Here is a 25,577-nt window from a genome sequence, read left to right as displayed (position 1 = left end):
GGCCGGAACGCCCAGTCGCCCATGGCCCTCCATGGACGACTTCCGCGTCTGAGCATCGTCCGACGGGTTACCGGGAGCTCCGACGCCGTTCCATCATCTTCCGGAGGATTTCGGAGGCGGCGTCGCTCGAATCCTTCATGGCTTCCTTGACCGGGGCCTCGGGAGCCTTCTTCTTGACGTAAAAGGGATTCGACTCATCGACATACTCGTCTTCGGCCACAGCGGCCTCGTCGGAGGCGTCATCGTCCTCCTCGTCTCCGCCTTGGTCCCGCGTCTCCTCGGTATCATCGCCGAGGCCTTCGGGCAGCCGCTCGAATTCCTGGTCGTAATCCAAGGCGGGTGCCGCCGCCGGGGCCCGAGTCGGAGCAGGAGCTCGGGCAGGAGCGGGCGGGGCTGGCGTCGGAACCGGCGCCGAGGCTGCCGGGGCCGGAACTGGAGCCGGAGCCGCCGGCACAGGAGCCGGAGGTGCGGGGGCTGGAGCCGCTGCCGCGGGAGTGGCCGGCTTCGCCTTGGGCTTGGGCGCTTCCTTCTCCTTGAAGGAGTCGATGGTGATCGTGTCGCCGTTATACACGCCCGAGGGGCGTTCCGGAACGGAATGAGTACTGTCTGCAACCAACCATGAGTCGATGTCGTCGTTGCTGACGTCATCCGGCGACGCAACTTTGACCGCGGCCTTGGGAGACGACGAGGCCGACGACTTGACGCCCGACGCCGGCGAAACCTGGATGGAGACGGCGAAGGTGAGGCTGCCCACCTGAACCAGGTCGCGATCCTTGAGGACGCACGGCTGGGAGAGGGTCTTGCCGTTCACGAGAGTACCGTTCCGGCTGCCGAGGTCGCGGACCTTCACTTCGGTCGCAGAGACGGTGAATTCGGCGTGCTCTCGGCTAACCAACTCACTGCTGGGTCTGAGGTGACATGTCTCGCCGCGGCCGATCTTGAAGACCGGCAGGACGAGGGGGATGACCTTCCCCTCGGGTTTGCCCTGGACGACGATAAGCTGCACTTTCATTGGAGGGACCGTCCCGACCTATTGGTCAACAGCAACCGTTTGATTGGAGAGTGGCGTCTGAGAGAGAACGACTGTCTCCCACCTCATCAACGGACGAAACGAATCTCGTATGCGACCCCAGGCATCGCTGTGAGCTCGGCGGAAACAGGACAGCACAAACACCCCGCATCATAGCCGGAGTGCGCATGGCCGACAATCTTCGAGCGGGATGTTTTGGGATTTGGCAGAACCAGGAGACAAGAGTCCAAACTTCGGTGCTGCCGTCCATTCTGGAGGACGAAGGGTTTCGGCAACGCCGACATCGAGACTCTTTGATTCTACCGGAACCGAGGCAACTTCCAAGACGCCACGAATCGTCTCCCCACCCGTTTTTCGAAATCGGCGAGCACCTCACGTCGGAATGAGGTTTTCTCCTGCGTCTTCCACCGGAGTCATCGCCGTCGGTTCCAATTCGGGTTTCTGTAGATCGTTTGCGCCAACTCCTCGGCACGCAGACTTACACTCCCCGGGAGGGCGGCCGATCTTGGGGCGAGTCCAAGCTCTTGCGGGATCTGCTCTCGCAAGACCGCAGCCCAGGCGTCGACATCGCTCGATACTGCGGCAAGGTTACTGGCCCCTGGGAGCTCCGGAGTTTTTGGGGATCGTGCCAGCAGGATCGACCCATGCTGGAGAACGGCCCCGGCGCGACGTCTCTGGGCGCTCCCGACGACCTTCGACCGCGCGGACACGAGGTCCTCGGCGTCGCGATCACTGAAACAGAGGAAGGGGCGGTTGGCGAGAGCCTCTATCCCCTGTGCCTCGTCCCCTCGACGATGAACGTCGAGGCCGTGCTCGCGGAGGACCTTGGCGATGGCGGAGTGTACGGCGTGGTACAGGCTCGCGCCTCGAGCGGCCAGGGGAAGCCGGGCGGGTAGGATCAAGGCGTATGTCACCTCGTGGTGGTGCCAGAGCGCCCCTCCACCGGTCAGGCGTCGGACGATGGGGACATCACGCCACCTCGGCTCGGCCTCCGCTTCCGAGATCGACTGGAAATACCCGAGGGTCAGCGTCGGCTCGGACCATTGATACGTCCGGAATACGCCGTGATCGGGGGCATCGGCGACCGAATCGAGGAGCGCCTCGTCGAGCGCCATGTTCTCGACGCCGTCGGCGGATTCGTGGGGTAGCAGATCGCAGGATATGGTCATGGGCTTTAAGCCGGGATGTCGCGAGCAATATCGAACTGGGTGAACGCTAAGGTCACGAGGTAAAGCAACGCCCAACTCGCCCCGGAGAAGACCAACGTGGCAACGGCAAAGCCCGCGATTCGACTCTCGCCGAGTCCATAATACGCGACAGTTCCTAACCCCGCGGCCACGGCGGATACGAATCCGATACAAGCGACCTTGGCCATCATCGTGAACATCTGGCGGCCCACCGTTTGAAAATCGACTGCCAAACTCGCCGCGTTTCGCGAAGGGAACCAGAGGAAAACAAGATTCTCGACTTCGACGAGGCAGAGATTCCAGGGCGCGGCCAGCGCTGAAAGTCCGACGAGCGTCGACGGTCCGATCGGGACGAGGCTTGCGATGGCGGCAAGCGTGAACCAATGGGCCGCCGTCAAGACGACCGTCGTCGTGGCGAGTTGCCCGAGAACGAGTCGGCGAGCGGCAATGGGCAGGGTTTTCAATGTCTCGATTTGAAAAACATCGGCGCGGAAGTCGAACGCGATCACCGAAGGGGCAAATAGCGATACTCCCACAAGCGTCGGCAGGATGTTCGCCAGCAACTCGGGAGCGCTCGAGAATGCTCGGCTCGGCTCCTTGACCGTCAGCAACGTCGAAACGATGGGGATGAGGAAAAGCACGACGAGCCCCGTCAATCGCAACGGAGGTCGCACGAGGGTGAGGGCTTGTCTCCAGAGATTCGCGTAAAGGCCACCGAGCCAGAGACAAGTGAACCGCGAACCCCTGGCGTGATAATCGGCCCCCCCGTTCAGGGAAGTATCCCGTGGATTGCGACCGGATCCGCTCACGCCCACTTCGGTCGCCTTGATTCGAGCCTCGAGTGCGACGACGACAACCAGCATCGTGAGGTCGATGGCGGCGGCGACCGTACTCCAGGCCACGAGGTCGGGCCATAGGCGTTCGGCCGCGAATGTCAGGACGAACGGGCGAAACGGGGAGAGGAGACCTCGAACGACCGACGAAGTCTCCAGTCGCCCGAGGATCTCATAGGGCACCACCTCGAAGGGCTTGGGCGTCAATGCGATCAAACCGACTCCGAGCGCGAGGATGATCGCCCCGACGACGATCGAAGTGCGGCGATTGCGCATGGGTTCGAGTCTCGCCGAAGCCAGTCCCGACGCAAAGGTGATGAGGTAAAAGAATTCGAAAATGAGGAAGATCCCGATGAAGGCGGCCAACAGGTTTTCCGCGTGTTGTCCGACGATCGGAGTCAGGATGAGGGCCGAAACGAACGTGGCTCCGAGACTCGCCGTGAGCTTGTAAAAGAGCAACTGTCGACGACGATAAGGGCCTGCGCCGAGGAAGTTGAGCTCGACGGATGAATAGGATACGGCCGTGTTTCCGGTCATCAGCAGGGCGTTGAGCAAGCACGTCCCGAGGAGTGCCAAAGGTCCGAATCGCAGGATCGCCGCGTGCTGTTCCGCCGGTTGCACTCGAGGAGCGAACATCGAGAGGGTGACCATCGGCAGGACGACCATGGTCCCGACGAGGAGGAGCAAGCCCCCTTTGAGGGTGCGCAGACCTCGGGAAAAGCGTCTGGCCCACCCGATCGTCTGCAACTTCAAGAGCAGCCGGAGAGAGCGGTCCACGTCAGTTCTCCGACCCTCGGGCGTGGGCGGCAACTCTCGACTCTTGGCCTTCGGTGAGCCGGAAAAAGTGGTCCTGCAAGGTGTCGGAACGCCCGTCCTCGGCGAGCTTGCGGCGGAGATCCTCGAGGCTTGTGTGCAAGAGCACTCGGCCACGATGCAGGACCAGGATCGAGGTGCAGAGGTCTTCCACGAGAGCGAGCAAATGCGAGCTCACGATCACCGAGGCGCCCGAGGCGGCCCTGTCACGGATCGACTCTTGCAGGTTCCGGATCCCCCTCGGGTCGAGACCCGTCAGCGGCTCGTCGAGGATGATCGCCCTCGGGTCGTGGAGGTAGCCGCAGCAGATCGCGACCTTTTGCCTCATCCCTCGAGAGAGCTCGGAGGCGAGTGCATCGCGTTTCTCGAGCAACGCGAATTGCTCCAGAAGGCTCGACGCCTTCTTCACCCAATCTCGCACTCGGTAGGCACTCGCGACGAACTGGAGGTGTTCCCAGACCGTCAGGCTCTCGAACAGGGCGGGGTCGTCCGGGATGTAGGCCAGGACCGCTTTGGCGGCAAGCGGGGTGCGCTCGACGTCGTGGCCGTCGATGAAGAGACGTCCACGGGTCGGGTTGAGGATCCCGGCCAGGGCGCGGATCGTCGAGGTCTTCCCCGCACCATTCGGCCCGACGAGGCCGAGGATCTCGCCGGGCTCGACCCGGAATGAGATCCCGGCGACGGCGACGGTCCGGTCATAGCTCTTGTGGAAGTCCTCGACGACGATCGACATCCTGTGTACCTCTCGAGCGGTTCCGGGGCCGAGAGCACGTCGACGCCTGAGGGCAACCGTCGCCCTTGTCCGAAGGCGCCGAAGCCTTGAAGTCACCGGCCACGATTCCGCCGGATTCGAATCGGACGCTCAACCTGCGGAGGGAACGGCATCGGGGGTCCATTTCAGGATCGGACTCTTCGCCGCCTTGACCTCGTCGGGCCGATTGATCGGGGTCGAGACCGGGGCGTCGTGGAGCGTCTGGGGATCTTCCTCGGCGATGGTCCGCAGAATCTTGGCGAAGGCCTCCAGGGTCTCCCGGCTCTCCGTCTCGGTCGGCTCGATCATCAACGCTTCGGGGACGATCAGGGGGAAGTAGACTGTTGGCGCGTGGATGTTGTAGTCGATGAGCCGCTTGCCGATGTCCATCGCGCGGACGCCACGATCGCGTGCCATGCCCCGAGCCGAGGCGACGAACTCGTGCATGCAACGGTCGCCGAACGGGACGGGGTAGAGGTCTCGGACCAGCGCCTTCACGTAGTTGGCGTTCAGGACCGCGTGCTCGGCGACCCGCTTCAGCCCCTCAGGCCCTTGAGTCCGAATGTAGCAGTATGCGCGGAAGAGGACCCCGGTATTGCCGAAGAACGAGCGGACCCGGCCGATCGATCGGGGTCGGTCGTCGTCGAGCCGGTACGTCCCCTCGTCGTCGCGAGCGACGAGGGGGGCGGGCAGGTACGGGGCGAGCGGGGCCCGGACGGCGATCGGTCCGGCACCTGGGCCGCCGCCGCCGTGGGGCCCTGAGAAGGTCTTGTGCGGGTTGTAGTGCATGAGGTCGGCCCCCATGTCGCCGGGCCGGACCGCGCCGAGGATCGCGTTCATGTTGGCGCCGTCGAGATAGAGCAGCCCCCCCCGGTCGTGCAACAGGCGGGCGATCTCGCCCACCTGGGGGTCAAAGAGGCCGACCGTGTTCGGGTTGGTGATCATGAACACGGCGACGGAGTCGTCGAGCTTGGACTTGAAGTCGGTCAGGTCGACGAGCCCTCGGGAGTCGCTCTTGATCGTGACGGCGTCGAAGCCGGCGAGGTGGGCCGAGGCTGGGTTGGTGCCGTGGGCGCTGTCGGGGATCAGGACCTTGGTCCGAGTCTGCCCCAGGTCGCGGAAGTAGGCCGCGGCCACGAACAGGGCCGTCAACTCGCCGTGGGCGCCCGCCGCTGGCTGGAGGCAGACGGCGTCGAGGCCGGCGATCTCGGCGAGGATCTCCTGGAGGTCGTAAAGGATCGCAAGCAGACCTTGGAGCGTGCTCTCGTCCTGGTACGGATGCTGGGCCCCCAGGCCCGGCAAGCCGGCGAGCCGCTCGTTCCGCTTCGGGTTGTACTTCATCGTACAGGACCCGAGCGGATAAAAGTTCGAGTCGATCGACATATTCGAGGCCGACAGGTTCGTATAGTGACGGACCACGTCGAGCTCGCTCAGCTCGGGCAGGGGGGGCAGGGTGCCCGATCGATGCGCGTCGGGGATCAGCTCGCCGATCGGGCGATCCGGCACGTCGGCGGCGGGGAAGTACGACGTCCGGCGCCCGGGTCGGCTGGACTCGAAGAGGAGTGAGGGCGGGTCGAGCTTGTACATCGGAAAATTCCAATATCTCTAGATCGTCGGCGGTCTCCGACGTCGGGTCCGGTGTTTCAGGCGTGCTTCAGGGCGTGTTCATAAGCCGAGGCCAGGCCGTCGATCTCGGCCTTGGTCCGCTTCTCGGTGACGGCCACGAGGATGAGGTCGGCCCATTCCGGCGACCAACGACTCAGGGCGATCCCACCATGGAAGCCCAGGCGGCCGACTTCGGCCAGCACGCGCGCCGGATCCTTGGTCGATCGGAGGACGAATTCCTTGAAGAACGGCCCGTCGAACGCGAGCGAGAGGCCGTCGATCGCCCCGAGCCGTTCCGCCGCGTAATGAGCCTTGCGGGTCGAGAGCTCGGCCACCTGCCGGAGCCCGTTCGGCCCGAGCGCGGCGAGATAGATGCTGGAGCGGAGGGCGAGCAGCCCCTGGTTCGTGCAGATGTTCGACGTGGCCTTCTCTCTCCGGATGTGCTGTTCCCGGGTCTGGAGCGTCAGGACCCAGCAACGCTTGCCGTGGCGGTCGGTCGTCTGCCCGACGATCCGCCCCGGCATCTTGCGGACGTAGTCCTCGCGACAGGCCATGATGCCGAGGTAGGGGCCGCCATAAGCCATCGGGTTCCCCAACCCCTGGCCCTCGGCGACCACGATGTCTGCGCCGTAGGTACCGGGGCTTTGCAGCAGTCCCAGGCTGATCGGGTCGACGCTCACGACCGCCAAGGCTCCCTTTCTGTGGGCCGCTTCGACGATCGCTTCGACGTCCTCGAGCTGCCCGAAGACGTTCGGGTACTGGAGCACCACGGCGGCCGTCTCGTCGGTCACGGCCGCGAGAACGTCCTCGGGGCGGACCCGACCCGCCTCGGGCGGGACGGTGACGAGTTCGGGCTCGAGGTTCGCGGTCGTGGTCGCGAGCACCTGGCGGTACTCGGGGTGGACCGTGCCGGCGACCACGACCCGCCCGAGTCTCCGCGTCACGGTGAGGGCCATGAGGACCGCCTCGGCGACGGCCGAGCCGCCGTCGTAAAGGCTGGCGTTGGAGACGTCCATGCCCGTCAGTTGGGCGATCAAGGTCTGGTACTCGAAGGTCGCTTGCAGGGTCCCCTGGCTGGCTTCGGGCTGGTAGGGGGTGTAGGCGGTGTAGAATTCGCCCCGCGAGGCGAGTTGGTCGACGACGGCGGGGATGAAGTGGTCGTAGCTGCCCCCACCGAGGAAACAGGGGCGGATATCGGCCCCGGCATTCCTCGCGAGCAAGCTGCCGATCTCTTCGGTCAACTCGAGCTCGCTGAGCGCCCTGGGGATGTTCAGGGGGCGTCGGAGCCGGAATTCCGGCGGGATCATGTCGAACAGTTGGTCGATCGAGGTGAGGCCGATGGCCTCGAGCATGATCGTCACGTCGTCGGGGGTATTCGCGATATACGCCATTTCAAACTCAATCCATGCGAGATGCCGGCCAGGGCCTCGAATGGGGCCGGACCAGATCATCGGGAGTCGAGGTGTCGCGCCGGTCTCGCTTGCAGAAGACACGACGGCCGTCTCTTGACGGATCCGGAAGTGGGTCGAAGCCCGGGACTGACACGGGTGCGGAAAAGCACGGTCGTGCTCGTTCGAGTACGCTCCGGCCCCTCGCACGGCCGACATCACCCTGTGACGTTTCGCCCAACGAACTCACGGGCGGCATTCCCGTCGAGTTCGATTCGAATCGAACTCGAGCCAGGTGAGAATCGGTCGGATCAACCGGGGTTGGTGGCCGGCCCGAGCGGGAGACTCGACGAGCCGGCCGAGATTCTGGCGGTCAGGGTCGTTTGTCAGTGTCCTTCGTCCGCGACCTTCTTCTCGTACGCGTCGAAGTCGAAGAGTTCCGACGTCTCGGGGTTGCGCTCGACGCGAACTTTGACGAGCCACCCTTTGCCGAAGGGATCTTCGGCGAGAAGCTGGACGTTGCTCGCCAGCGCCGAGTTGACTTCAACGACTTCGCCGCTGATCGGGGCATAGAGGTCGCTGACGGCCTTGACGCTCTCGACCTCGCCGAAGCTCTTCCCGGCGGTGAGCTTGGCCCCGACCGTGGGGAGGTCGATGACGATGAGGTCGGTCAGTTGGTCGACGGCGAACTTCGAGATCCCGACGGTGGCGAGGTCTCCTTCGATAGACACCCACTCATGGGAGGCGGCGTAACGGAGCGTCTTCGGATCCATGGATTGAATAGTCCTTGAGGACGTTGGAAGATGGGGGTTCAGCGGGAGGTCGGGCCAGATTCCGGCCGTCGATAGAAGGGGATCGCGACGACCTCGGCCGCTTCGTCACGGCCCCGGACGTCGACCTGGACTCGGGACCCGACGGCAATGTCGGGGGCGACCAGGGCCATGGCAAGACTTTGTCCCAGCGTCGGCGAGAACGTGCCGGAGGTGACGAGGCCAATCTCTTGCCCGTCGAGACGGACGACGCTCCCCTGTCGGGCAATTCGTTTGCCATCGAGACGAAGACCGACGCGGGCCAGCCCGGGCGAGGACTTGAATCCGACGAGCGCCTCGCGCCCCACGAACTCCCCCTTGCCGAGCTTGACGGCCCAGCCGATGCCCGCCGCATAGGGGTTGGTCGTCTCCGAGAGTTCATGCCCATAGAGCGGCATCGCCGCCTCGAATCGGAGGGTGTCGCGTGCCCCGAGCCCGCAAGCGGCGATCCCCCGGGCTTTGCCGGATTCGAGCAAGGCCTCCCAAACCTGGACCGCACGCTCCGCGGGGACGATCAACTCGATGCCGTCCTCGCCCGTGTAACCGGTTCGGCTCAGGACGGTATCGACCTCGCCGAGCACTCGCCCCATCGTCACGTGATAATACTTGAGGGTTTCCAACGGGGCGTTGAAGAGGGGCCGGACCGTTTCCAAGGCGAAAGGCCCCTGGACGGCGATCATCGCGGTATCGCCGGTCCGGTCGACCATGCTTGCGTGACTCGTGCCGAGCAGGCGCTCGAATTCGCCGACGACCGCGCCGCGGTTGGACGCGTTGCAGACGACGCAATAGCCGTGCTCGAGGCGATAGACGAGGATGTCGTCGATCAGTCCTCCGCCGCCGTTGGCCATCAGGCTGTACTGGATCTGCCCCGGGACGAGTTTTGCAACGTGGTTCGTCGTACTACGTTCGAGCCAGGCCAAGGCGTCGGGACCGTCGAACGTCAGTCGCCCCATGTGGCTGATGTCGAACAGGCCGACACGCTGTCGGACGGCCTGATGTTCCTCGACGATCGACGTGTACTGGACCGGCATGGACCAACCGGCGAAGTCGACCAGCCGACCACCGTGGGATTGATGCCAGTCGTGCAGCGGCGTCTGCAAGAGGGTCTCGAACGACATACAGGGTTCCTTTAGACGCCGAGAAAGCCGAGAGTCGAGTCATCACCGCCGGGGGACCTTAGGCAAGAGATTGTAGCTTCCCGAGCGGAGATTCGACAACCTGTGTCGCCGCTCAGTCCACGCCGTTCGCAACCGGCGAGTCACCCCGCGGCCCCAATGGCGGGCCCGTTGAAAGGAATACCTTCGACCTCTTTCCCGGTGCAGAGGCTGTTCACGTCCGATTCGAGAAAATTTTCGATAGAATCGCTTGGACTCTATTTAATATCAGAAGTGAATTCTTGCTTGATTTTTTATTGAACTCGGGGTTTGTGGCTTGCCCGATTGTTGAGTAGGAAAGTTCCTTGCACGCCTCCTGGCAGTTGACAGCTTCGTCGGCACCGGTTGAGGCCGGGCATCGCTATCGACTCGGCCAGCAAAAAAAGGAGGAGTACAACGCCCCTTCGATCGCGGACTATCCTCGTATTGGTAATTCGTTCACTATTGAATCTGGACACGATGCCACCGCGACACATCACCCTGTGAAAGTGGTGTGATCGATCCCCCTCCTGGCTCGACTTGGCATAAGGAAGGCTTCGGAGGGCTACTGGGGCGCCTCGTCGATCGCCCGTTGCCACTTCGCGAGGATTGTCGCGTAGGTATGGGGATCGACCGCGCCGGCGGGGAGGAACACTTTCAAATCACTGAGGAGTTCGCGGCGGGCCTCGGCGTCCGTCATCTCGGAGGCACGGTAGATGGTGAGCAAGAGGCAAATTGCGGCCAGGAGTGCCGGATCGTGGTCGACGGGGCTCAAGGGGCTTCTCCCGGGGCCAACCCTTTCTCTGTCGTCATCGAAGCAATCCAAGCGCCCGCCGAGAGCCCCCAGCAGGCAACCCAGGCCGCCGAGACGATCGGACGCCATGCATCCAGCCCTCTCGAGAGCTCGACCGTCTCGCGGAGGAGGAAGGCTTCCAGTGTTGCAACGTAAGCAAGCCACGCGATTGAGGCCCAACGTTTCCGGTCAGCACTCCAACGCCAGATCATGGGCACGGATCCTGCAATGATTGAGATCGCTGGCCATGGTTCGAGAAGACCCCCCCATGCCGCCAGGACGGCGACCAGCGCTAAGAGCCAAGGAAGTGGTGCTGGGTTTGTTGGCACCCTGGGAACCTCGTCGTCAAAGCCATCGGACTCGCACTGCGATTCGATCCGGCTGAGGACAGCAAGACCGATGCCGACTGTATGCCTAAGTCATTAGGCCAGCAGAGGAATGTGTCTCAGGTTGCGGCTGTCCCGGCCCTTCATTTTGGAAGTGGCATGCGCGTTATTTCATTCCCACTCACTTCGGACGAATTCCGAGCCCGGACGAAGACCGTCAGCAGACGTCTCGGTTGGTCGACGCTCCGCCCTGGAGACATCCTCAAGGTTGTCGCGCGCCCCGAAGGCTCGAAGAAAGGCGAACGAGGGGAGGACCTGGGCCTGATCAGGGTCGTCTCCGTCCGGAGAGAACCCCTGAACGCCATCGACGAGGCGGACTGCCGACGCGAGGGCTTTCCCAAACTTTCTCCGTCGGAATTCGTCTCGAAGTTCTGCGAGCTCGGGAGGTCCTCGGGGGTTCATCCGGAAATGATCGTGACCCGGATCGAATTCGAATACGCCGAAGGGAGCGAGCCCTAGCGCCTTCGTTACTCGCACGGGTGCTCATCAAAGCGGCCCCAACCTCGAACCTCAACTCGAGCCGAAGCCCCAAACCAGTGCCTCGGGGCGGCCCCGTCGCGTTCACGGCATTTTATCTAACGTAGGTGCAAGGTCGTTCGCAACCACATCATCAAAAATGTGGCAGAGGAAAAACTGAGTTCATGATATGAATAAAAATTGTTGCGTTAAGAAATCGTGAAAACCGCATCGTCAACAGCCTTTGGGGATTGTCCGGTACCCCGAAGACGTTTCGTCAAGCCTCCCTCAGAACAAACCTCGATTCCGCATGTGGTTCGTACCGGACATGGAGGCTTCGATCGTCGACGCGCGACATTGGACTATGCTCATACACGACACCTTGTGCCGCCTTGGTCCGGTCCTCGGGATCGTCCTCCTGGTGATGCAGCCTAACCATCCGGCCACTGTCCGACGCCTTGAGAGGCGAAGGCGCGTGGGTTACCTTACGAGGGATGACCGGCCGAGGAGCCGGGTCGGCGGAGGAGGGCCTCGTGACCGGGCATTCCCGAGCAACCGAATCGAACCCCCCGGTCCCCCAGGAATTGAGACGTGAGCCCTTCCCAACCCGAGTCGCGGGTCGCCAATCGCGCCGAGCGTCGCGACGAGTACTCGAAGCGACTGGATGATCGCCGTAAGACCCTCGCCAAACAAACGTTCCGAGAGCGGGTCATCACCGAGCTCCGGCTCGTCGTGTTCCTCATCGCGGGGTTCGTCGCCTGGTCGGCGTGGGGTTCTGGCCGGATTGCAGGAAGCTGGCTTCTCCTTCCCATCGTCGGCTTCATCCTGCTCCTGATCCTCCACGCGAAGGCGAACCGAGCGAGTCGGAGGGCGCAGCGAGCGGTCCAGTTTTACGAGCGCGGGTTGGACCGTCTGGACGATCGTTGGTCCGGCAAGGGAGAGTCCGGCGCACGATTCCTCGACGTCGAGCACCCTTACGCGGCGGACCTCGACCTCTTCGGCACCGGCTCTCTCTTCGAGCGACTCTGCACCGCGAGGACGAGGGCCGGCGAGGATACCCTCGCGACGTGGCTCCTCGGACCGGCGTCACCCGAAGAAGTCGGCATGCGTCAGGCGGCCGTCGAGGAGCTCCGGAATCGCCTGGACCTCCGCGAAGACCTGGAACTGCTCGGCTCCGACGTCAGGGCCGGCATCGACCCCGAAGAACTCTCGGCCTGGGGCGCCTCGCCCCGCGTCTTCCGAGGGCCGACGATCTGGATCATCGCGGGCCTGTTCTCCGCGATCTGCCTGGCGGTCCTGGTCGGTTGGTCGGTCTTCGAGTGGGAGCCCGGGCTGTTCGTCCTGAGCCTCATCCCCCTGGCTGCCCTAATGTATGCCACGGCGGGACGCATCAAAAAAGTCCTCTCCGCACTGGATCGAAGGACCCACGAACTCGTGCTCCTCTCGAGCCTCCTGGAACGGCTCGAGCGCGAGCCGTTTACGTGCCCGAAGTTGCGTCAGATCCACGACGCGTTCGTCCGGGATGGTGAAGTCGCGTCGCACAGGATCGCACGCCTTGCGAGTCTCCTGAACCTCCTCGATGCCCAGAAGAATCAGCTCTTCATGCCGCTGGCGATCGTCTTACTCTGGGCTCTCCAATGTGCAATCGCGATCGATGCCTGGCGTGGCCGATCCGGGCGCGACATCGCCCGCTGGCTGGCCGCCGTCGGCGAATTCGAGGCGCTCTGTGCCCTCGCGTCGTATGCCTGGGAGAACCCCGCGGACCCGTTCCCGACCATCGAGCCGCACGGTCGGGTCGTCGAGGCGGCCGAACTTGGCCACCCTTTGATCTCCGAATCCGCCTGCGTCCGCAACGATGTGTCGATCGGCGAATCACCGCGAGTGTTCGTGATCAGCGGGTCGAATATGTCGGGCAAGAGCACGTTCCTTCGCACCGTCGGCGTGAACGTCGTCCTGGCGCTCGCGGGTGCGCCTGTTCGGGCCGTGCATTGTCGTGTCTCTCCGCTCTCGATCGGCGCGACCCTCCGGATTCAGGACTCTCTCCAGGCGGGTAAGTCGCGGTTCTATGCCGAGATCACGCGGCTTCGGCAGGTCGTCGATCTGACCCAGGGGCCTCGGCCCGTCCTGTTCCTGCTCGATGAAGTGCTCCACGGCACCAATTCGCACGATCGCCGGGTCGGCGCGGAGTCCGTCGTCCGGGGCCTGCTCGACCGTGGTGCCATCGGTCTGGTGACGACCCACGACCTGGCCCTCGCCGCGATCGTCGAACAGATCGGCACCCACGCGGTCAACGTCCATTTCGAGGACCAGTTCGAAGACGGCGCCCTCCACTTCGATTACAAGATGCGCCCCGGAGTGGTCCGCAAGAGCAATGCTTTGGCCCTCATGCGTGCGGTCGGGCTTGAGGTTTGAGTTCGGCAACGAAAACGGAGCCTCGTCATGACATCGCGGTGGAACCTCCTGACCGTCGCCCTGCTCCTCGGATCGGCCTATCCTTCGAAGGCGGATGGCCTCGACGACAATAAGCCGGCCTCAGTCCGACGGGTGCCGGCCCTGGGTATTGCCGTCGCCCCCGAGGATCGAAAGGCCCTCGAGTCGAAGCTGGCGGACCTTGGCGACCAAATACGCAAGCTGGACGCGATCCGAGATCCGAATATCGCCGCCTTGATCCCCGACGTTCGAATCTTCCACAAGGCAGTCCACGACGCCTTGACGTATCAAGAATTCTTCAAAACCAATGAGATCGGCAAGGCCAGGGAGCTCCTCGACGTCGGGATGCTCCGCGCCGAGCAATTGCTGGCCGGCTCGGCCCCCTGGGCTTCGCAGACAGGATTGGTGGTCCGTGGGTATGTCTCTCGGATCGACGGGTCGGTCCAGCCATACGGGCTCGTGATCCCGGGGCCGGAACGGGTCGGGGAGCGCTCGACGCTCGAGTCGGAGATCCATCGCGGGGAAGACCGATACCGGCTGGACGTCTGGTTCCACGGCCGGGGCGAGACCTTGAGCGAGGTCAACTTCCTTGATGAACATCGCCGCCAGCGCGGCCTGTTCACGCCCCCCGGGACGATCGTCCTCCACCCGTATGGGCGATACTGCAACGCCTTCAAGTTCGCGGGCGAGGTCGACGTCCTCGAGGCGATCGAGGCCGTGAGGTGGCAGTACCGGATCGACGACGATCGGATTTCCGTCCGAGGTTTCTCGATGGGGGGCGCGGCGGCCTGGCAGTTCGCGGTCCACTATCCCGACCGTTGGTTCGCTGCCAACCCGGGGGCCGGGTTCTCGGAGACCCCAAAGTTCCTCAAGGTCTTCCAGCGCGAGTCCCTGGAGCCGACCTGGTATGAGCAGACGCTCTGGAAGCTCTACGATTGCCCCGAGTACGCCGCGAACCTACGGCTATGCCCGACGATTGCCTATAGCGGTGAGCGGGACTCGCAGAAGCAAGCGGCGGATGTCATGGCCGAGGCCCTCCAGGCCGAGGGGATCGACCTGCTCCACATCATCGGACCGGGCAAAGGCCACGAGTATCACCCCGACTCGAAGCTCGAGGTCGAGCGACGGATGGCCAGCCTGGCTTCGGCGGGTCGTCGCAGATTCCCGCTCGACCTAACGTTCGTCACCCCGACACTCAAATACAACCAAATGCATTGGGTGACCGTCGATGCGCTCTTCGAGCATTGGAAGAACGCCCGAGTTCGCACGAAGCCTGGACCGGGGGGGGTCGTCCTCGAGACCGAAAACGTGTCGGCGCTGACGCTTGAATTCCCCTCCGGATGGGCCCCGTTTCCGGTCGACCAACCCGTCGGAGTCAATATCGACGGTACGATGATCCGAGGGCCTCGTCCGTTCTCCGACCGTTCCTGGAAGTTTCAACTGCATCGAAAAGGGAGTGAGTGGGCTCCGGGACCCGATCCGGCCGAGGGCTTGCACAAACGCCACGACCTCCAGGGGCCGATCGACGACGCGTTCATGGATTCGTTCGTGTTCGTCAGGCCGACCGGCCAGGGGCCCAACCCTCGGATCAACGCGTGGGTCGATCAAGAAAGCCGGCACGCAACCGAGCACTGGCGGAGGCAGTTTCGAGGCGAGGCCCGAGTCAAGAACGACACCGAGGTGAATAACGAGGAGATCGCGTCCGCGAACCTTGTCCTCTGGGGTGATCCCGAGAGTAACGCCGTCCTCAAGAAGATCGTCGGCCGCCTGCCGATCTCGTGGGACAAGGAGCGGATCGTGGTCGGCGATCGAGCGTTCCCTTCCGATCGTCACGTCCCGGTAATGATCTTCCCGAATCCGCTCAACCCGTCCCGATACGTCGTGCTCAACAGCGGCTTCACCTATCGTGAGTACGACTATTTGAACAACGCCCGGCAGGTCCCCAAGTTGCCCGACTGGGCGATCGTCGACGTCGAGAACCCTCCCGATTCGAGGGCGCCTGGGGCGGTCGTGGCCGCCGACTTCTTCGGGGAGCGCTGGGAACTTCGACCGACGACTCCGGGGCGTTGAGCCCGAGGCCCAAGATGCCGGGTGGGGGCCGGTCTGTTACGGCTGGCGGGGTTGGTGTAGTCTACCGAGGTCGTGCCCGCCACGCCTTGGGTCAAAGCCGGAGAGTCATGCCGATGTCGACGCCGTTGCTGTCCGACGAACAGCTCGAAGCGCTGAAACGCTACAATACGCCCACAATCTCGAATGCGATCGAGGTCTTCGACATCCGGCAGCGCCACCTGGGATTCTTACCGCACCAGGTCCGCTGCCTGTTCCCCGACATGGGGCCGATCGTGGGCTATGCCGTGACGTCGCAGACGAGCGCCTCGTACACGACGGAGACGCCCCCCGATCTCCTGGGCGATTACCTACGATACGTCGCGGCCCAGCCGGGGCCGAAGATCGCCGTCGGCCAGGATCTAGACAACCCGCCCGGACTCGGTGCCCAGTTCGGAGAAGTCACGGCGACGATCCACAAGAAGCTCGGCTGCGTCGGCCACATCACCGACGGCTGCCCGCGCGACCTCGACGAGGTCCACGCCCTCGGCTTCCAGATGTTCGGGCTGAACCCATGCGTCAGCCACGCCTACGTCCGGCTGATCGACTTCGGCAAGCCGGTCAAGCTCGCGGGGGTCGAGATCCGGCCCGGGGACCTGATCCACGCCGACAAGCACGGGGTCTGCGTCATCCCGCTCGAGGTCGCCGCGAAGCTCGCCGAAGCCTGCGCGGAGGTTGAGCGGATGGAACGACCGCTCCTGGATATCTGCCGGTCGGACGACTTCACCCTGGACGAATACCTCGTCCGGCGGAAGGCGATGACTGCCAAGATTCGCGAATGAGCGGAGGGTAGGGGGACGGCCGAGTTGGCCGTCCCTTCGGCTCTCGGATCGTAAGAGGGTTGGATCAATACGCCCGACGGTGATGGACCATGACGGGCTCGAAACGCTGGTTGCGACGAACGGCCTCATCCGGGTCGATTTCGTCGAGTCGCTTCCCCTCGGCAACCCAACGCCCCTTGCGGAACTCGAAGAGCGCGGTGGAATGGCGGAGCGGCGAATCCGGCAGGTCGTCGAACGGGTTGGAATCGAAGTGGACGGCGATCAGGGCGAGGAGCCGGCGGGTCTGGCGATCGCGTGCCCAGAGGATTTCGTCGTGCCAGTGGGCATCCTCCCAGCGGAGCCGCTCGATCTGGTCGATCTTGCCGAGCGCGCCGAGGAACCGTGCTTCCAGCCACTCTCGTTGTTGGCGGAAGAGGTCCCGAGCGTGATCGAGGTGCATTTCCTCGGCGAATTTTCGAGCAGGCCGTCTGAGGATCAGCCAGAGGGCGATGAGACAGGCCGGCAGAATCCCACCCCAAATGATCACGCCCATCGCGCTAACCCCGTCGATCGTAAGGGAATTTCGAGTGGATGACTCATTCTAGGTCGAAGCTCGAACGATAAGCAAGATTTGGCTGACGATTCGTGGAGTTTCCGGGAAGAATGCCGACCAAATCGCGAAAAGGGCGTGGACAGATGCCAAGGAAGCTCGGGGCGCACATGTCGATCGCCGGCGGTCATGAACGCGCGGTACGGGCCGCCCGGGCCATCGGGTTCGAGACGGTCCAGATCTTCACGAAGAATAACAATCAGTGGAACGCCCCTCCCTTGACCGACTCCCATATCTCAGCCTTCCGGTCGGCCCTCGTCGAGACGGGGGTCGGCACCCCGGTCGCACACAACTCTTACCTCATCAACCTCGCGAGCCCCGATGATTCGCTCTGGAATAAGTCGATCGACGCGATGACCGTCGAGCTTGAGCGTTGTGAAGCGCTCGGGATCGAAGACCTCGTGATCCACCCCGGCGCCCACACCGGTTCGGGGGACGAAGCCGGGATCACTCGCATCGTCTCGGCCATCGATGAGATCCATCGGAGGTTGTGCGGCCTTACCGTGAAGATCGACCTGGAGACGACCGCCGGCCAGGGTTCTTGTTTGGGACATCGGTTCGAGCACCTCGGCGCGATCGTCGATCGGGTCGAGTTCCCTGACAGGCTCGGGGTTTGCGTGGATACCTGCCATATTTTCGCGGCGGGCTATTCCCTCGGGACCGCCGAAGAGTACGATGGCACCATCGAGGAACTTGACCGGGCCGTCGGCGTGGGCCGGGTCCGCGTCTGGCATCTCAACGACAGCCGCCGAGAGCGAGGTAGCCGGGTCGATCGCCACGCGGGCATCGGCCAGGGTCACCTGGGCCTAGAGCCGTTTCGTCACCTCATCAACGACGCTCGTTTCTTCGCGATCCCGATGATCCTGGAGACGCCGAAAGGGACAGACGAGCATGGCGAGGCGTTCGACGCCCGGAACCTTCGTGTGCTTCGAGAATTGATAACGCCAATCTCCACCCCGGCCTGACTCGGCGCCTCCGAGGGATGGAGCGGTCACGGGAACGCGGTTCGACATGTCCCAACATCAACTGAACGGTGCCACACCTATCGCGGTGACGCTCCCTCCCCCCGACCCGACCCTCTATATCAATCGCGAGCTAAGCTGGCTCGAGTTCAACGAGCGCGTCCTCGAGGAGGCCCGGGATCCGTCGAACCCGCTCCTCGAGCGGCTCCGGTTCCTGGCGATCAGCGGCTCGAACCTCGACGAGTTCTTCGAGGTCCGCGTCGCGGGGTTACAAGCGCAGTTGTACGACAACCTCGAGCCGCAGGACACCCCCCCCGACGGCATGGGGCCGCTCACTCAACTCACCGAGATCTCGCGGCGCGCCCACGAATTCGTCGCCAAGCAATATGAGACCTGGCATTTCCAGATACGCCCCGCGCTTGCCGAGCACGGCATCCAGATTTGCGACCACGAGGAACTCACGGAAGCGCAGAGCGCGTTCCTCGACAAATACTTCGATAGCCAGGTCTACCCCGTCCTGACCCCGTTGGCGATCGATCCGGCCCACCCATTCCCGCACCTCCATAATAAGAGCCTCAACCTAATCCTCCGGATCGAGACGATCGGGCAGGATCCTCCTCGGCAGCTCTATGCCGTCCTTCAGGTCCCCTCGGTCCTCAGCCGGCTCGTCCCGCTTCCCGACGAAGGGGGGAGCAAACGCCGGCTCGTCTTGCTCGAGGACGTGATCGGCCCCAGGCTCGACGCTCTCTTTGGAGGCTTCAAGGTCGCGGCCCGAGTGGCCTTTCGCGTCACGCGGAACAGCGACCTCACGATCCAGGAGACCGAGGTCAAAAGCAGCCTCCTCTCGACGATCCAGGAGACGCTCCGCCAGCGGAAATGGGGCGCGGCGGTCCGACTCGAGATCTCCGACCGGGCCGATGAAGGATTTCTCGCCCAACTCCAGACCGCGCCCGCCCTCGACCTCGATGACCGCGACGTCTACAAGGTGCCCGGCCCGATCGACCCGACCGCCCTCGTGTCGCTCTGCAAGCTCGAAGGCTTCCGCGAGCTAAAGGAAGCCCCTTTCGAGCCCCAGATCGTCGCCCCGCTCGCGAACCGGAGCAACATCTTCGCGGCAATCCGCGATCAGGATCTCCTGGTACACCACCCTTACGAGTCGTTCAGCTCGGTCGTCCAGCTCATCGAGCAGGCCTCGGAGGATCCTCAGGTCCTCGCGATCAAGCAGACCTTGTATCGAACCGCGGACGACAACCCGATCATCAACGCCCTGGCGCGGGCGGCCGAGAATGGCAAGCAGGTCACGGCCCTCGTCGAGCTCCAGGCGCGCCTCGACGAGGAGAACAACATCGTCAAGGCCCGAGCCCTCCAGAAGGCGGGCGTCCATGTCGTCTACGGCATGGTGGGCCTCAAGACGCACTGCAAGGCCGCCCTGGTCGTTCGTCGCGACCACGACGGGATCCGCCGGTATGTTCACCTCGGCACCGGGAACTACAATCCGACGACGGCGAGGATCTACACCGACCTGAGCTTCTTCACGTGCCGGCCTGATTTCGGCGAGGATGCGAGCGCTCTCTTCAACCTGCTGACAGGGTATTCGCACGGTCATGCCTGGCGCAAGCTTATCGTCGCCCCGATGCATCTCGCCGACCGCCTGATTTCGCTCATCGACCGCGAGCGGCGGCACGCGGAGTCTGGCGTCCCGGCGCGGATCATCGCCAAGATGAACTCGCTGGTCGACCCGAACGCGATCGAGGCCCTCTACGCCGCCTCTCGAGCCGGAGTGAAGATCGACCTGATCGTGCGCGGGACCTGCTGCCTGAGGCCGGGGGTCCCCGGCGTCTCGGAGAACATCCGGGTGATCAGCCTCGTCGACAAGTTCCTCGAGCACTCTCGGATCGCCTACTTCCAGAACGGCGACAACCCCCAGGTCTTCCTCTCCTCGGCCGACTGGATGCCGCGAAACTTCCGGCGTCGCGTCGAGATCATGTTCCCGATCGAAGATCCGAGGCTCCAAAATCGGATCGTCGAGGGGATCCTCAGCGTCGTCCTCATGGACAACGTCAAGGCTCGCGCCCTCCAGCCTGATGCAACCTATTTGAGGGTCCCTCCCCCTAAGCCCGGAGAGCCTGTTATCCGCTCTCAGGTTGAATTCCAGAACATGGCCCGGGAGCTTTCGACGACCGACCCGATTCGTCCGGTCAGTCTCGTCAGCGGGCCCGGCGCCGCGTTGCGGACTTACGAGGCCTAACCCAGTCATTGCCTTCGAGGGAAGGGCAACGGCCTCCTTCGAAGGCAACGACCGGTGGGCTCACGACGTCGACCTCAGGACTTACCGAGTCGCCGAATCAGGCGAGGCTGGACCAGCCAATCGAGACGCATCCCCGCCCCCGGTTGGGACGCGAGGGCGGCAATTCCCCCTTTGCCGAGTTCGCAAATCACCGAGTTCGACTGGCCCGTGACGAGCAGGCCCACCAACTCGGACAGGCTCGGGTTGTGCCCGACGATCATCAAACGGTCCTCGGGACGGCCGAGCACCCAGTCTCGGATCGCCTCGGCGCTTCGGCCGGCCCTGAGCTCATCCGCCGTTTCGAGCTGACCCTGGAGACCGAGGGCGTCAGCCACGAGCTCGGCCGTCCGGAAGGCGCGAGGGAGTGGGCTGGTCACGATCCGGTCCACGTCCAGGTTGAGCCGCCTCAAGGTCCGCCCGATCCTCTTGATTCGCCGCTCGCCTTTGGGGGTGAGCGGCCGATCGTCATCGGGGATGTCGGGGGTGCCGAAGGGAAGGGCGATGCCGTGGCGGAGCAGGTAGAGCTGGTTCATGAGTCTGGCGATCCTCCGCCGGGGGCATCGGCCGCTATGGTTCCCATTAGGGACCGACGGCGACGACCTCTGCCGCACTCTTCCAGGCTGCGGCTTCCTCACCGTCGAGCCGGAGTGTGAGGCATTTGGCGCTTCCCCCGGCCTTGATGAATTCGGTCAGACGTAGCGGCCTGACGGCGAAACCCCATTCTTGCAACGCCCGCGCCAGTTTAGGACAGCCGTCGTTCAGGATCACGGTCCGATCGATCACGACCGCATTGCAACTGAACGAGGTTGCCTCGTCGGCGGAGACTGCGATCAAGTGGGGGATTCGACCCTCGAGGACCGAGCGTCCGTAATCGTCGAAGGCGCCAGGGTAGTAGATCGCCGAGTCTTCCGATAGAGGGCAGAAGCACGTGTCGAGGTGATAAAAACGGGGATCGACCAACTCGATGGGCAGGACCTCGACGTCGAGAAATGCCCCGATCCAATGGTGACTCTTCGCGTCGCTGCGGAACCGGTATCCGGCGTAAAGCGTCTGGCCGCAGAACAGGGCGTCGCCGGCGCCCTCGAAGTTGTGGCGGTCGGGGAGGTGGATCACCTCGAAGTCGTGACGCGTGGCCCAGTCATCGAAGTAGGGAGACTCGCCCTGCCGGACGCCATGGCGAAACCGGGAGCTGATGAAGCGTCGGCCGTAGACCAGCCCCGCGTTCGCGGTAAAGACGAGGTCGGGCAGACCTCGAATCGGCCTGAGCAACTCGACGACAGCACCGAGGTCGATGATCGACTCTCGGAGAGCCGACCACTGTCGTGAGGACTCGGCGGGATCGCTGCCGACCCGACGATCCATCCAGGGGTTGATTTCGTATTCGATCCCGTAGTGATCCGGGGGACACATCAAGATCCGAGGGGAGTGAGACATGGCCTGGCCTCCCTTTGGGTACGGACGGAGACTGTGCGCCGGGACGGCGTCGGGGTTGGCGACGTCCGGCGTGGAAGGACTCTCGAGACGTGACGGAAATCATGTCCTCAATTCGGCGGCGAGGCTCCGCAAGAAGGGCTCGACGTCGGTGACGAGGCCGATCGTCTGGAACGTGCCCCGGTCGCTGAGCTTGGTGACCGTGGCCGGATTGATGTCGACGCAGACGACTTTGACCCAGGCCGGCAAGAGGTTTCCAGTGGCGATCGAGTGGAGGGCCGTCGCGATCAGGAGCGCGAATCCCACCCCCTGAATGGCCTTTCGCATCCTGGCCTGGGCCAGGAGCGTGTCGGTGACGACTTCGGGGAGCGGGCCGTCGTCTCGGATCGAGCCCGCGAGCACGACGTCCACATTCGCCCGGACGCACTCGTACATGATCCCCGAAGTTAATACGCCATCCGCGACCGCTTTGTTGATGCCACCCAGTCGCCGAATCGTGTTGATGGCGCGAAGGTGGTGCTCGTGGCCGTGTTCCAGCGCCTCGCCGTGAGTCAAAGACACGCCGAGGCTCGTCCCGTAGAGAGCCTGTTCGATGTCATGGGTCGCGAGGGCGTTCCCGGCGAAGAGCGTCTGGACCCACCCGTCCCGGACCAACTCGGCAACATGACTCGCCGAGCCCGTGTGGACGATCGCCGGGCCGCCGACGAGTAGGACTTTCTTTCCCTCCGCACGAGTCGCTCGGATCGAGTCGGCGACTCCCTGGAGGCTGATCGCCTTGGGCTTCTCGCTCGACACGTTCGAGTTCATGAAGCCGAACAGATTCGAGTCGCGAGGTCGCTCCGTCGGCACGACGCGCACGCCTTCGTGCCCGACGACCATCGGCAGCCCTTCCGTCACGTCGGTCATCGCCACGCAACGCGCCGATTTTTCGCCGACGTCGACGGCGATGCCGCAGTCCATCTCCTGGTCGTCGACGTTGATCCACTCACCGCCGAGCCGGACCTGGGTCCGTTGATTGGTCGTGCTGTAGAAGTCCTGGGGGAAGGCCCCGACGATGTCGGCGGGGACGACGCGAGCGTCCTCGGGATCGACGGCCGAGGCGCCGTGTTCGACCAGATCGCCGAGGATCTCGTCGAGCTTCTCCCGGGTCGTTGCCCGGATCGCGATTCGCGCGTAACTCGGGTCGATCCGCCGGGCACCGATCCGGCATTCCCGGATCTCGAACGTCCCCTCCATCTGGAGGATCCGATCCAGGATCTTCGGGAGGAGCAACGAGTCGATGATGTGTCCGCGGACCTCGACCTCCTCGACGACGTCGAGGGGGGCCTTCTCGGCCGACGCTGTTCGGCGTTGGGCTTCCGTCATCGCGGGTGAATCCTTTCTCGGTTGACCCTTCCGTCTCCTCCTGTACGGCCCTACCTTCCGGAATTCTACAAGCGCCCGGCCAAATAACAAAGGTTGGCAAAGGTCCAGAAACGTAATTCCCTTGATCGGTATCCTCGGCCATCCGAGCGGCGATACGACAGTCCATTTCGAGAGACTTCGCGGAAATCCGTAACCACTTTTCAGGGGATCCTAGTCAGAGCCCGGGGTCGCATGGACGTGTTCGTTCGCATGGGGACGGTCCCCTGGTGGGTGGGGAACTCTTGCGTCGAGGCGTTCGGCTTGGTTTGCGCACTCAGAGCGGGGCAAGAGTGCCCCGCATACCGGGGGGGAGGATTGGTTTCTGACAAAGGCTTGACGGGGTGCTAAGCCGCCTATGAATCACCCGCTTCCCAACACGATGCGGTCGAACTCTCCAGGGTAGGGACGTCGAGAGCCCGTCGTCTCTCGCGAAACGACGGGCTCTGGGGATAACTCACCGGAATTCCGCGGACGACCGATCGCTCGGACGAGGGTCAGGGAAACGTCTTGATCTCGACGTCCTTGAATCGGACTTCCATCGGCGGGCCCTGGTGGACCTGGAAGGCGATGATCCCGGTCGGGTCGAATTTCTCGTCGGTCCGGTCGATGATCCGGGTCCCGTTGAGCTCGATGACCACGTGCTTCCCCTTGGCGACGATCACGAACTGATTCCAATCATTCTTCTTGACGAGCTCGTTGGCTTTCTTTTCGTCGTAGCGTTCGAGGATCCCTCGGCGGCGTTCTTCGTAAAGCAGGCCCCAGTACCCGTCGGCCGCGTCGGCCTGGGGGCCGGCGACGATGCCGTTGTCCTCGCGCTTGCTGCGGAACTGGATCCCGGAGTTGCCGTTGATCAGCTTGACTTTCGCCTTCAGGACGAAGTTGGTGTACGGCACCTTGGTCGCGAGGAATTCGTTCTTCTTGAGGTCGCCCTTGGTCTTGCCGACGATCTCACCGTTTACGACGGTGAACAAAGACGGGTCCTCGGGCGTGGCCCAGCCGGAGAGGTCCTTGCCGTTGAAGAGCGTTTCGAACTTTTCCTCATCGGCGTGGGACAAACTGGCGGCGAGCGTCAGGCAGACGGCCAGGCGGAGCCCGTTGCGGATCATCGCGATTCTCCAGGAAGGTAGGTCACGGGGTCATTTCGAGAGGCCGGATCCCGCGGAGGTTCCGCCTCGATGGACCGACGATTTTGACGGCAATGTGGGGGCTGGTCAACCATCGCGGGAGAATCGAGATCGCCGTCGCCGTAATCGTTACAGATTGCCGCTCCTGGATTTCCGCAAGCCGCAAGGGACATCGCCCCGTCCAATCCGGCTGGCAAGCTGAGGCGTGTCGGGCTAAAATCACCGGGCATTCGTGGGCGTGCTTACGACCGACCCTTGATCCGCCAGGTCCTTCGGCAATGTCGTTCACGGACGAGCTCCGCCGTTACGGTCCCGATGCTTCGTACGCGACGACCCTCCTCGAGGCTCAAGAGTATTGCGCCCGGCTCACTGCCTCGCATTACGAGAACTTCAGCGTCGTCACCTGGCTCACCCCTCGCCCGCTCCGCCCGGCATTTCAGAGCATTTATGCCTTCTGCCGATGGTCCGATGACCTCGGGGACGAGGTCGGTGATCCGGAACGTTCCCGCGCGCTGCTCGCCTGGTGGCGTGGAGAGCTCCGCTCGATGTACGAGGGGGAGGCGCGGCATCCGGTGATGCTCACGCTCCGCGAGACGGTCGAGGAGTTCGCGATCCCGATTGCGCCGTTCGAAGCCCTGATCTCCGCCTTCGAGCAGGACCAGTCGGTGACCGATTATGCCTCGTATGAGCAATTGCTCGACTACTGCACTCGATCGGCCAACCCCGTCGGGCACCTCGTGCTCTACCTCGCCCGGTCCTTCAACCCCGAGAATGCCGCCCTCTCGGACGCGACCTGCACGGGGCTCCAACTCGCGAACTTCTGGCAAGACGTGGCGCGGGACCTCGCGATCGGGCGGATCTACCTGCCTCGCGAGGATCGCGAACGGTTCGGGTATCCGGACGCCGACCTCCACGCCTTGCGATTCACCCCGGCCTTCGCCTCGTTGCTCGAGTTTGAGGTTGGTCGTGCCCGAACCCTCCTCGAAGCAGGGCAGGCGCTCCTCCCCCGGATGCCCCGGGCGCTCGCCGTGGATGTGGACCTGTTCTCGCGAGGAGGCCTGGCGATCCTCGGCCGGATCGAGGCGTGCCGGTACAACGTGCTTCGCGAGCGACCTCGGCTGGGCAAGGTCGCGAAGTTCGGGCTCCTCGCCCGCGCGTTGGTTGGGCTGGCGATGGCCCGACGACCGGGTGTCTCTAAGATCATCCCTTCGACCGTCGTCGCCAATGACGTCGCCGAGGGCCAAACTCGGCGTCGACAGGCCTAGCGGGAGGCGGCGA

The 25,577-nt window shown here is 63.8% G+C and carries 21 protein-coding genes; 7 read left to right on the top strand and 14 right to left on the bottom strand.

All coding sequences use genetic code 11. The features are described from left to right. Positions 1-67 precede the first annotated feature (67 nt). From ACYOEI_RS04575 to ACYOEI_RS04535, 9 genes are all read right to left on the bottom strand, one after another. Positions 68-1,012: an FHA domain-containing protein gene (locus tag ACYOEI_RS04575; protein WP_462848138.1), complete on the bottom strand. Its 945-nt coding sequence runs from the start codon at positions 1,010-1,012 to the stop codon at positions 68-70. A gap of 431 nt (positions 1,013-1,443) precedes the next feature. Further along, entirely contained in the window at positions 1,444-2,199 is a 756-nt protein-coding gene (locus ACYOEI_RS04570; RefSeq protein ID WP_462848137.1) for a lipoate--protein ligase family protein, read from the bottom strand. Between the two features lie 5 nt (positions 2,200-2,204). Beyond that, positions 2,205-3,827 carry a hypothetical protein gene (locus ACYOEI_RS04565; RefSeq protein ID WP_462848136.1) on the bottom strand — a complete coding sequence of 541 codons (1,623 nt, stop codon included), beginning with the start codon at positions 3,825-3,827 and terminating at the stop codon, positions 2,205-2,207. Position 3,828: 1 nt separating this feature from the next. Beyond that, positions 3,829-4,596 carry an ABC transporter ATP-binding protein gene (locus ACYOEI_RS04560; RefSeq protein ID WP_462848134.1) on the bottom strand — a complete coding sequence of 256 codons (768 nt, stop codon included), beginning with the start codon at positions 4,594-4,596 and terminating at the stop codon, positions 3,829-3,831. Between the two features lie 129 nt (positions 4,597-4,725). Then, the gene (gene gcvPB, locus ACYOEI_RS04555; RefSeq protein ID WP_462848133.1) at positions 4,726-6,201 is read right to left on the bottom strand and encodes an aminomethyl-transferring glycine dehydrogenase subunit GcvPB; all 1,476 of its coding nucleotides are present in this window, start codon (positions 6,199-6,201) and stop codon (positions 4,726-4,728) included. Positions 6,202-6,257: 56 nt separating this feature from the next. Continuing rightward, entirely contained in the window at positions 6,258-7,610 is a 1,353-nt protein-coding gene (gcvPA, locus tag ACYOEI_RS04550; protein WP_462848132.1) for an aminomethyl-transferring glycine dehydrogenase subunit GcvPA, read from the bottom strand. A gap of 383 nt (positions 7,611-7,993) precedes the next feature. Further along, a complete protein-coding gene (gene gcvH, locus ACYOEI_RS04545) occupies positions 7,994-8,380 on the bottom strand; it encodes a glycine cleavage system protein GcvH (RefSeq protein ID WP_462848130.1) in 387 nt (128 codons plus the stop codon). Between the two features lie 38 nt (positions 8,381-8,418). Next, positions 8,419-9,534, bottom strand: a complete 1,116-nt coding sequence (gcvT, locus tag ACYOEI_RS04540) for a glycine cleavage system aminomethyltransferase GcvT (RefSeq protein ID WP_462848129.1) — start codon at positions 9,532-9,534, stop codon at positions 8,419-8,421. 580 nt (positions 9,535-10,114) lie between these two features. Continuing rightward, positions 10,115-10,324 (bottom strand): hypothetical protein, encoded by a 210-nt coding sequence (locus ACYOEI_RS04535; RefSeq protein ID WP_462848128.1) that lies wholly within the window; start codon positions 10,322-10,324, stop codon positions 10,115-10,117. A 503-nt stretch (positions 10,325-10,827) separates the two neighbouring features. Between ACYOEI_RS04535 and ACYOEI_RS04530 the strand changes: the two genes are divergently transcribed. From ACYOEI_RS04530 to ACYOEI_RS04515, 4 genes are all read left to right on the top strand, one after another. Beyond that, entirely contained in the window at positions 10,828-11,187 is a 360-nt protein-coding gene (locus tag ACYOEI_RS04530) for an ASCH domain-containing protein (protein WP_462848127.1), read from the top strand. 588 nt (positions 11,188-11,775) lie between these two features. Then, a complete protein-coding gene (locus ACYOEI_RS04525; protein ID WP_462848126.1) occupies positions 11,776-13,596 on the top strand; it encodes a MutS-related protein in 1,821 nt (606 codons plus the stop codon). 27 nt (positions 13,597-13,623) lie between these two features. Next, complete coding sequence (locus ACYOEI_RS04520) at positions 13,624-15,684, top strand: prolyl oligopeptidase family serine peptidase (protein WP_462848125.1); 2,061 nt, start codon at positions 13,624-13,626, stop codon at positions 15,682-15,684. 113 nt (positions 15,685-15,797) lie between these two features. Further along, positions 15,798-16,502, top strand: a complete 705-nt coding sequence (locus ACYOEI_RS04515; RefSeq protein ID WP_462848124.1) for an RraA family protein — start codon at positions 15,798-15,800, stop codon at positions 16,500-16,502. 64 nt (positions 16,503-16,566) lie between these two features. Here the strand turns inward: ACYOEI_RS04515 and ACYOEI_RS04510 are convergent, their stop codons facing one another. Beyond that, the gene (locus tag ACYOEI_RS04510) at positions 16,567-17,034 is read right to left on the bottom strand and encodes a hypothetical protein (RefSeq protein ID WP_462848123.1); all 468 of its coding nucleotides are present in this window, start codon (positions 17,032-17,034) and stop codon (positions 16,567-16,569) included. 143 nt (positions 17,035-17,177) lie between these two features. Here ACYOEI_RS04510 and ACYOEI_RS04505 point away from each other — a divergent pair, with 143 nt between their 5' ends. Further along, positions 17,178-18,056, top strand: coding sequence for a deoxyribonuclease IV (locus ACYOEI_RS04505; RefSeq protein ID WP_462848122.1), 879 nt, complete (start codon positions 17,178-17,180; stop codon positions 18,054-18,056). Positions 18,057-18,102: 46 nt separating this feature from the next. Beyond that, positions 18,103-20,301 (top strand): polyphosphate kinase 1, encoded by a 2,199-nt coding sequence (gene ppk1, locus ACYOEI_RS04500; protein WP_462848121.1) that lies wholly within the window; start codon positions 18,103-18,105, stop codon positions 20,299-20,301. 74 nt (positions 20,302-20,375) lie between these two features. Here the strand turns inward: ppk1 and sixA are convergent, their stop codons facing one another. The 4 genes from sixA to ACYOEI_RS04480 form a co-directional block, all read right to left on the bottom strand. Continuing rightward, positions 20,376-20,873, bottom strand: coding sequence for a phosphohistidine phosphatase SixA (sixA, locus tag ACYOEI_RS04495; RefSeq protein WP_462848120.1), 498 nt, complete (start codon positions 20,871-20,873; stop codon positions 20,376-20,378). 46 nt (positions 20,874-20,919) lie between these two features. Next, positions 20,920-21,774 (bottom strand): dimethylarginine dimethylaminohydrolase family protein, encoded by an 855-nt coding sequence (locus tag ACYOEI_RS04490; RefSeq protein WP_462848119.1) that lies wholly within the window; start codon positions 21,772-21,774, stop codon positions 20,920-20,922. Between the two features lie 99 nt (positions 21,775-21,873). Further along, positions 21,874-23,136 (bottom strand): ornithine cyclodeaminase, nickel-pincer nucleotide-dependent, encoded by a 1,263-nt coding sequence (locus ACYOEI_RS04485; RefSeq protein ID WP_462848118.1) that lies wholly within the window; start codon positions 23,134-23,136, stop codon positions 21,874-21,876. A 533-nt stretch (positions 23,137-23,669) separates the two neighbouring features. Continuing rightward, complete coding sequence (locus ACYOEI_RS04480) at positions 23,670-24,281, bottom strand: 3-keto-disaccharide hydrolase (RefSeq protein ID WP_462848117.1); 612 nt, start codon at positions 24,279-24,281, stop codon at positions 23,670-23,672. 296 nt (positions 24,282-24,577) lie between these two features. Here ACYOEI_RS04480 and hpnC point away from each other — a divergent pair, with 296 nt between their 5' ends. Beyond that, complete coding sequence (hpnC, locus tag ACYOEI_RS04475) at positions 24,578-25,564, top strand: squalene synthase HpnC (protein WP_462848116.1); 987 nt, start codon at positions 24,578-24,580, stop codon at positions 25,562-25,564. Positions 25,565-25,577 lie beyond the last annotated feature (13 nt).

The sequence above is a fragment of the Singulisphaera rosea genome (genome assembly GCF_054877945.1).
This window is presented reverse-complemented; position numbering and strand designations above follow the sequence as displayed.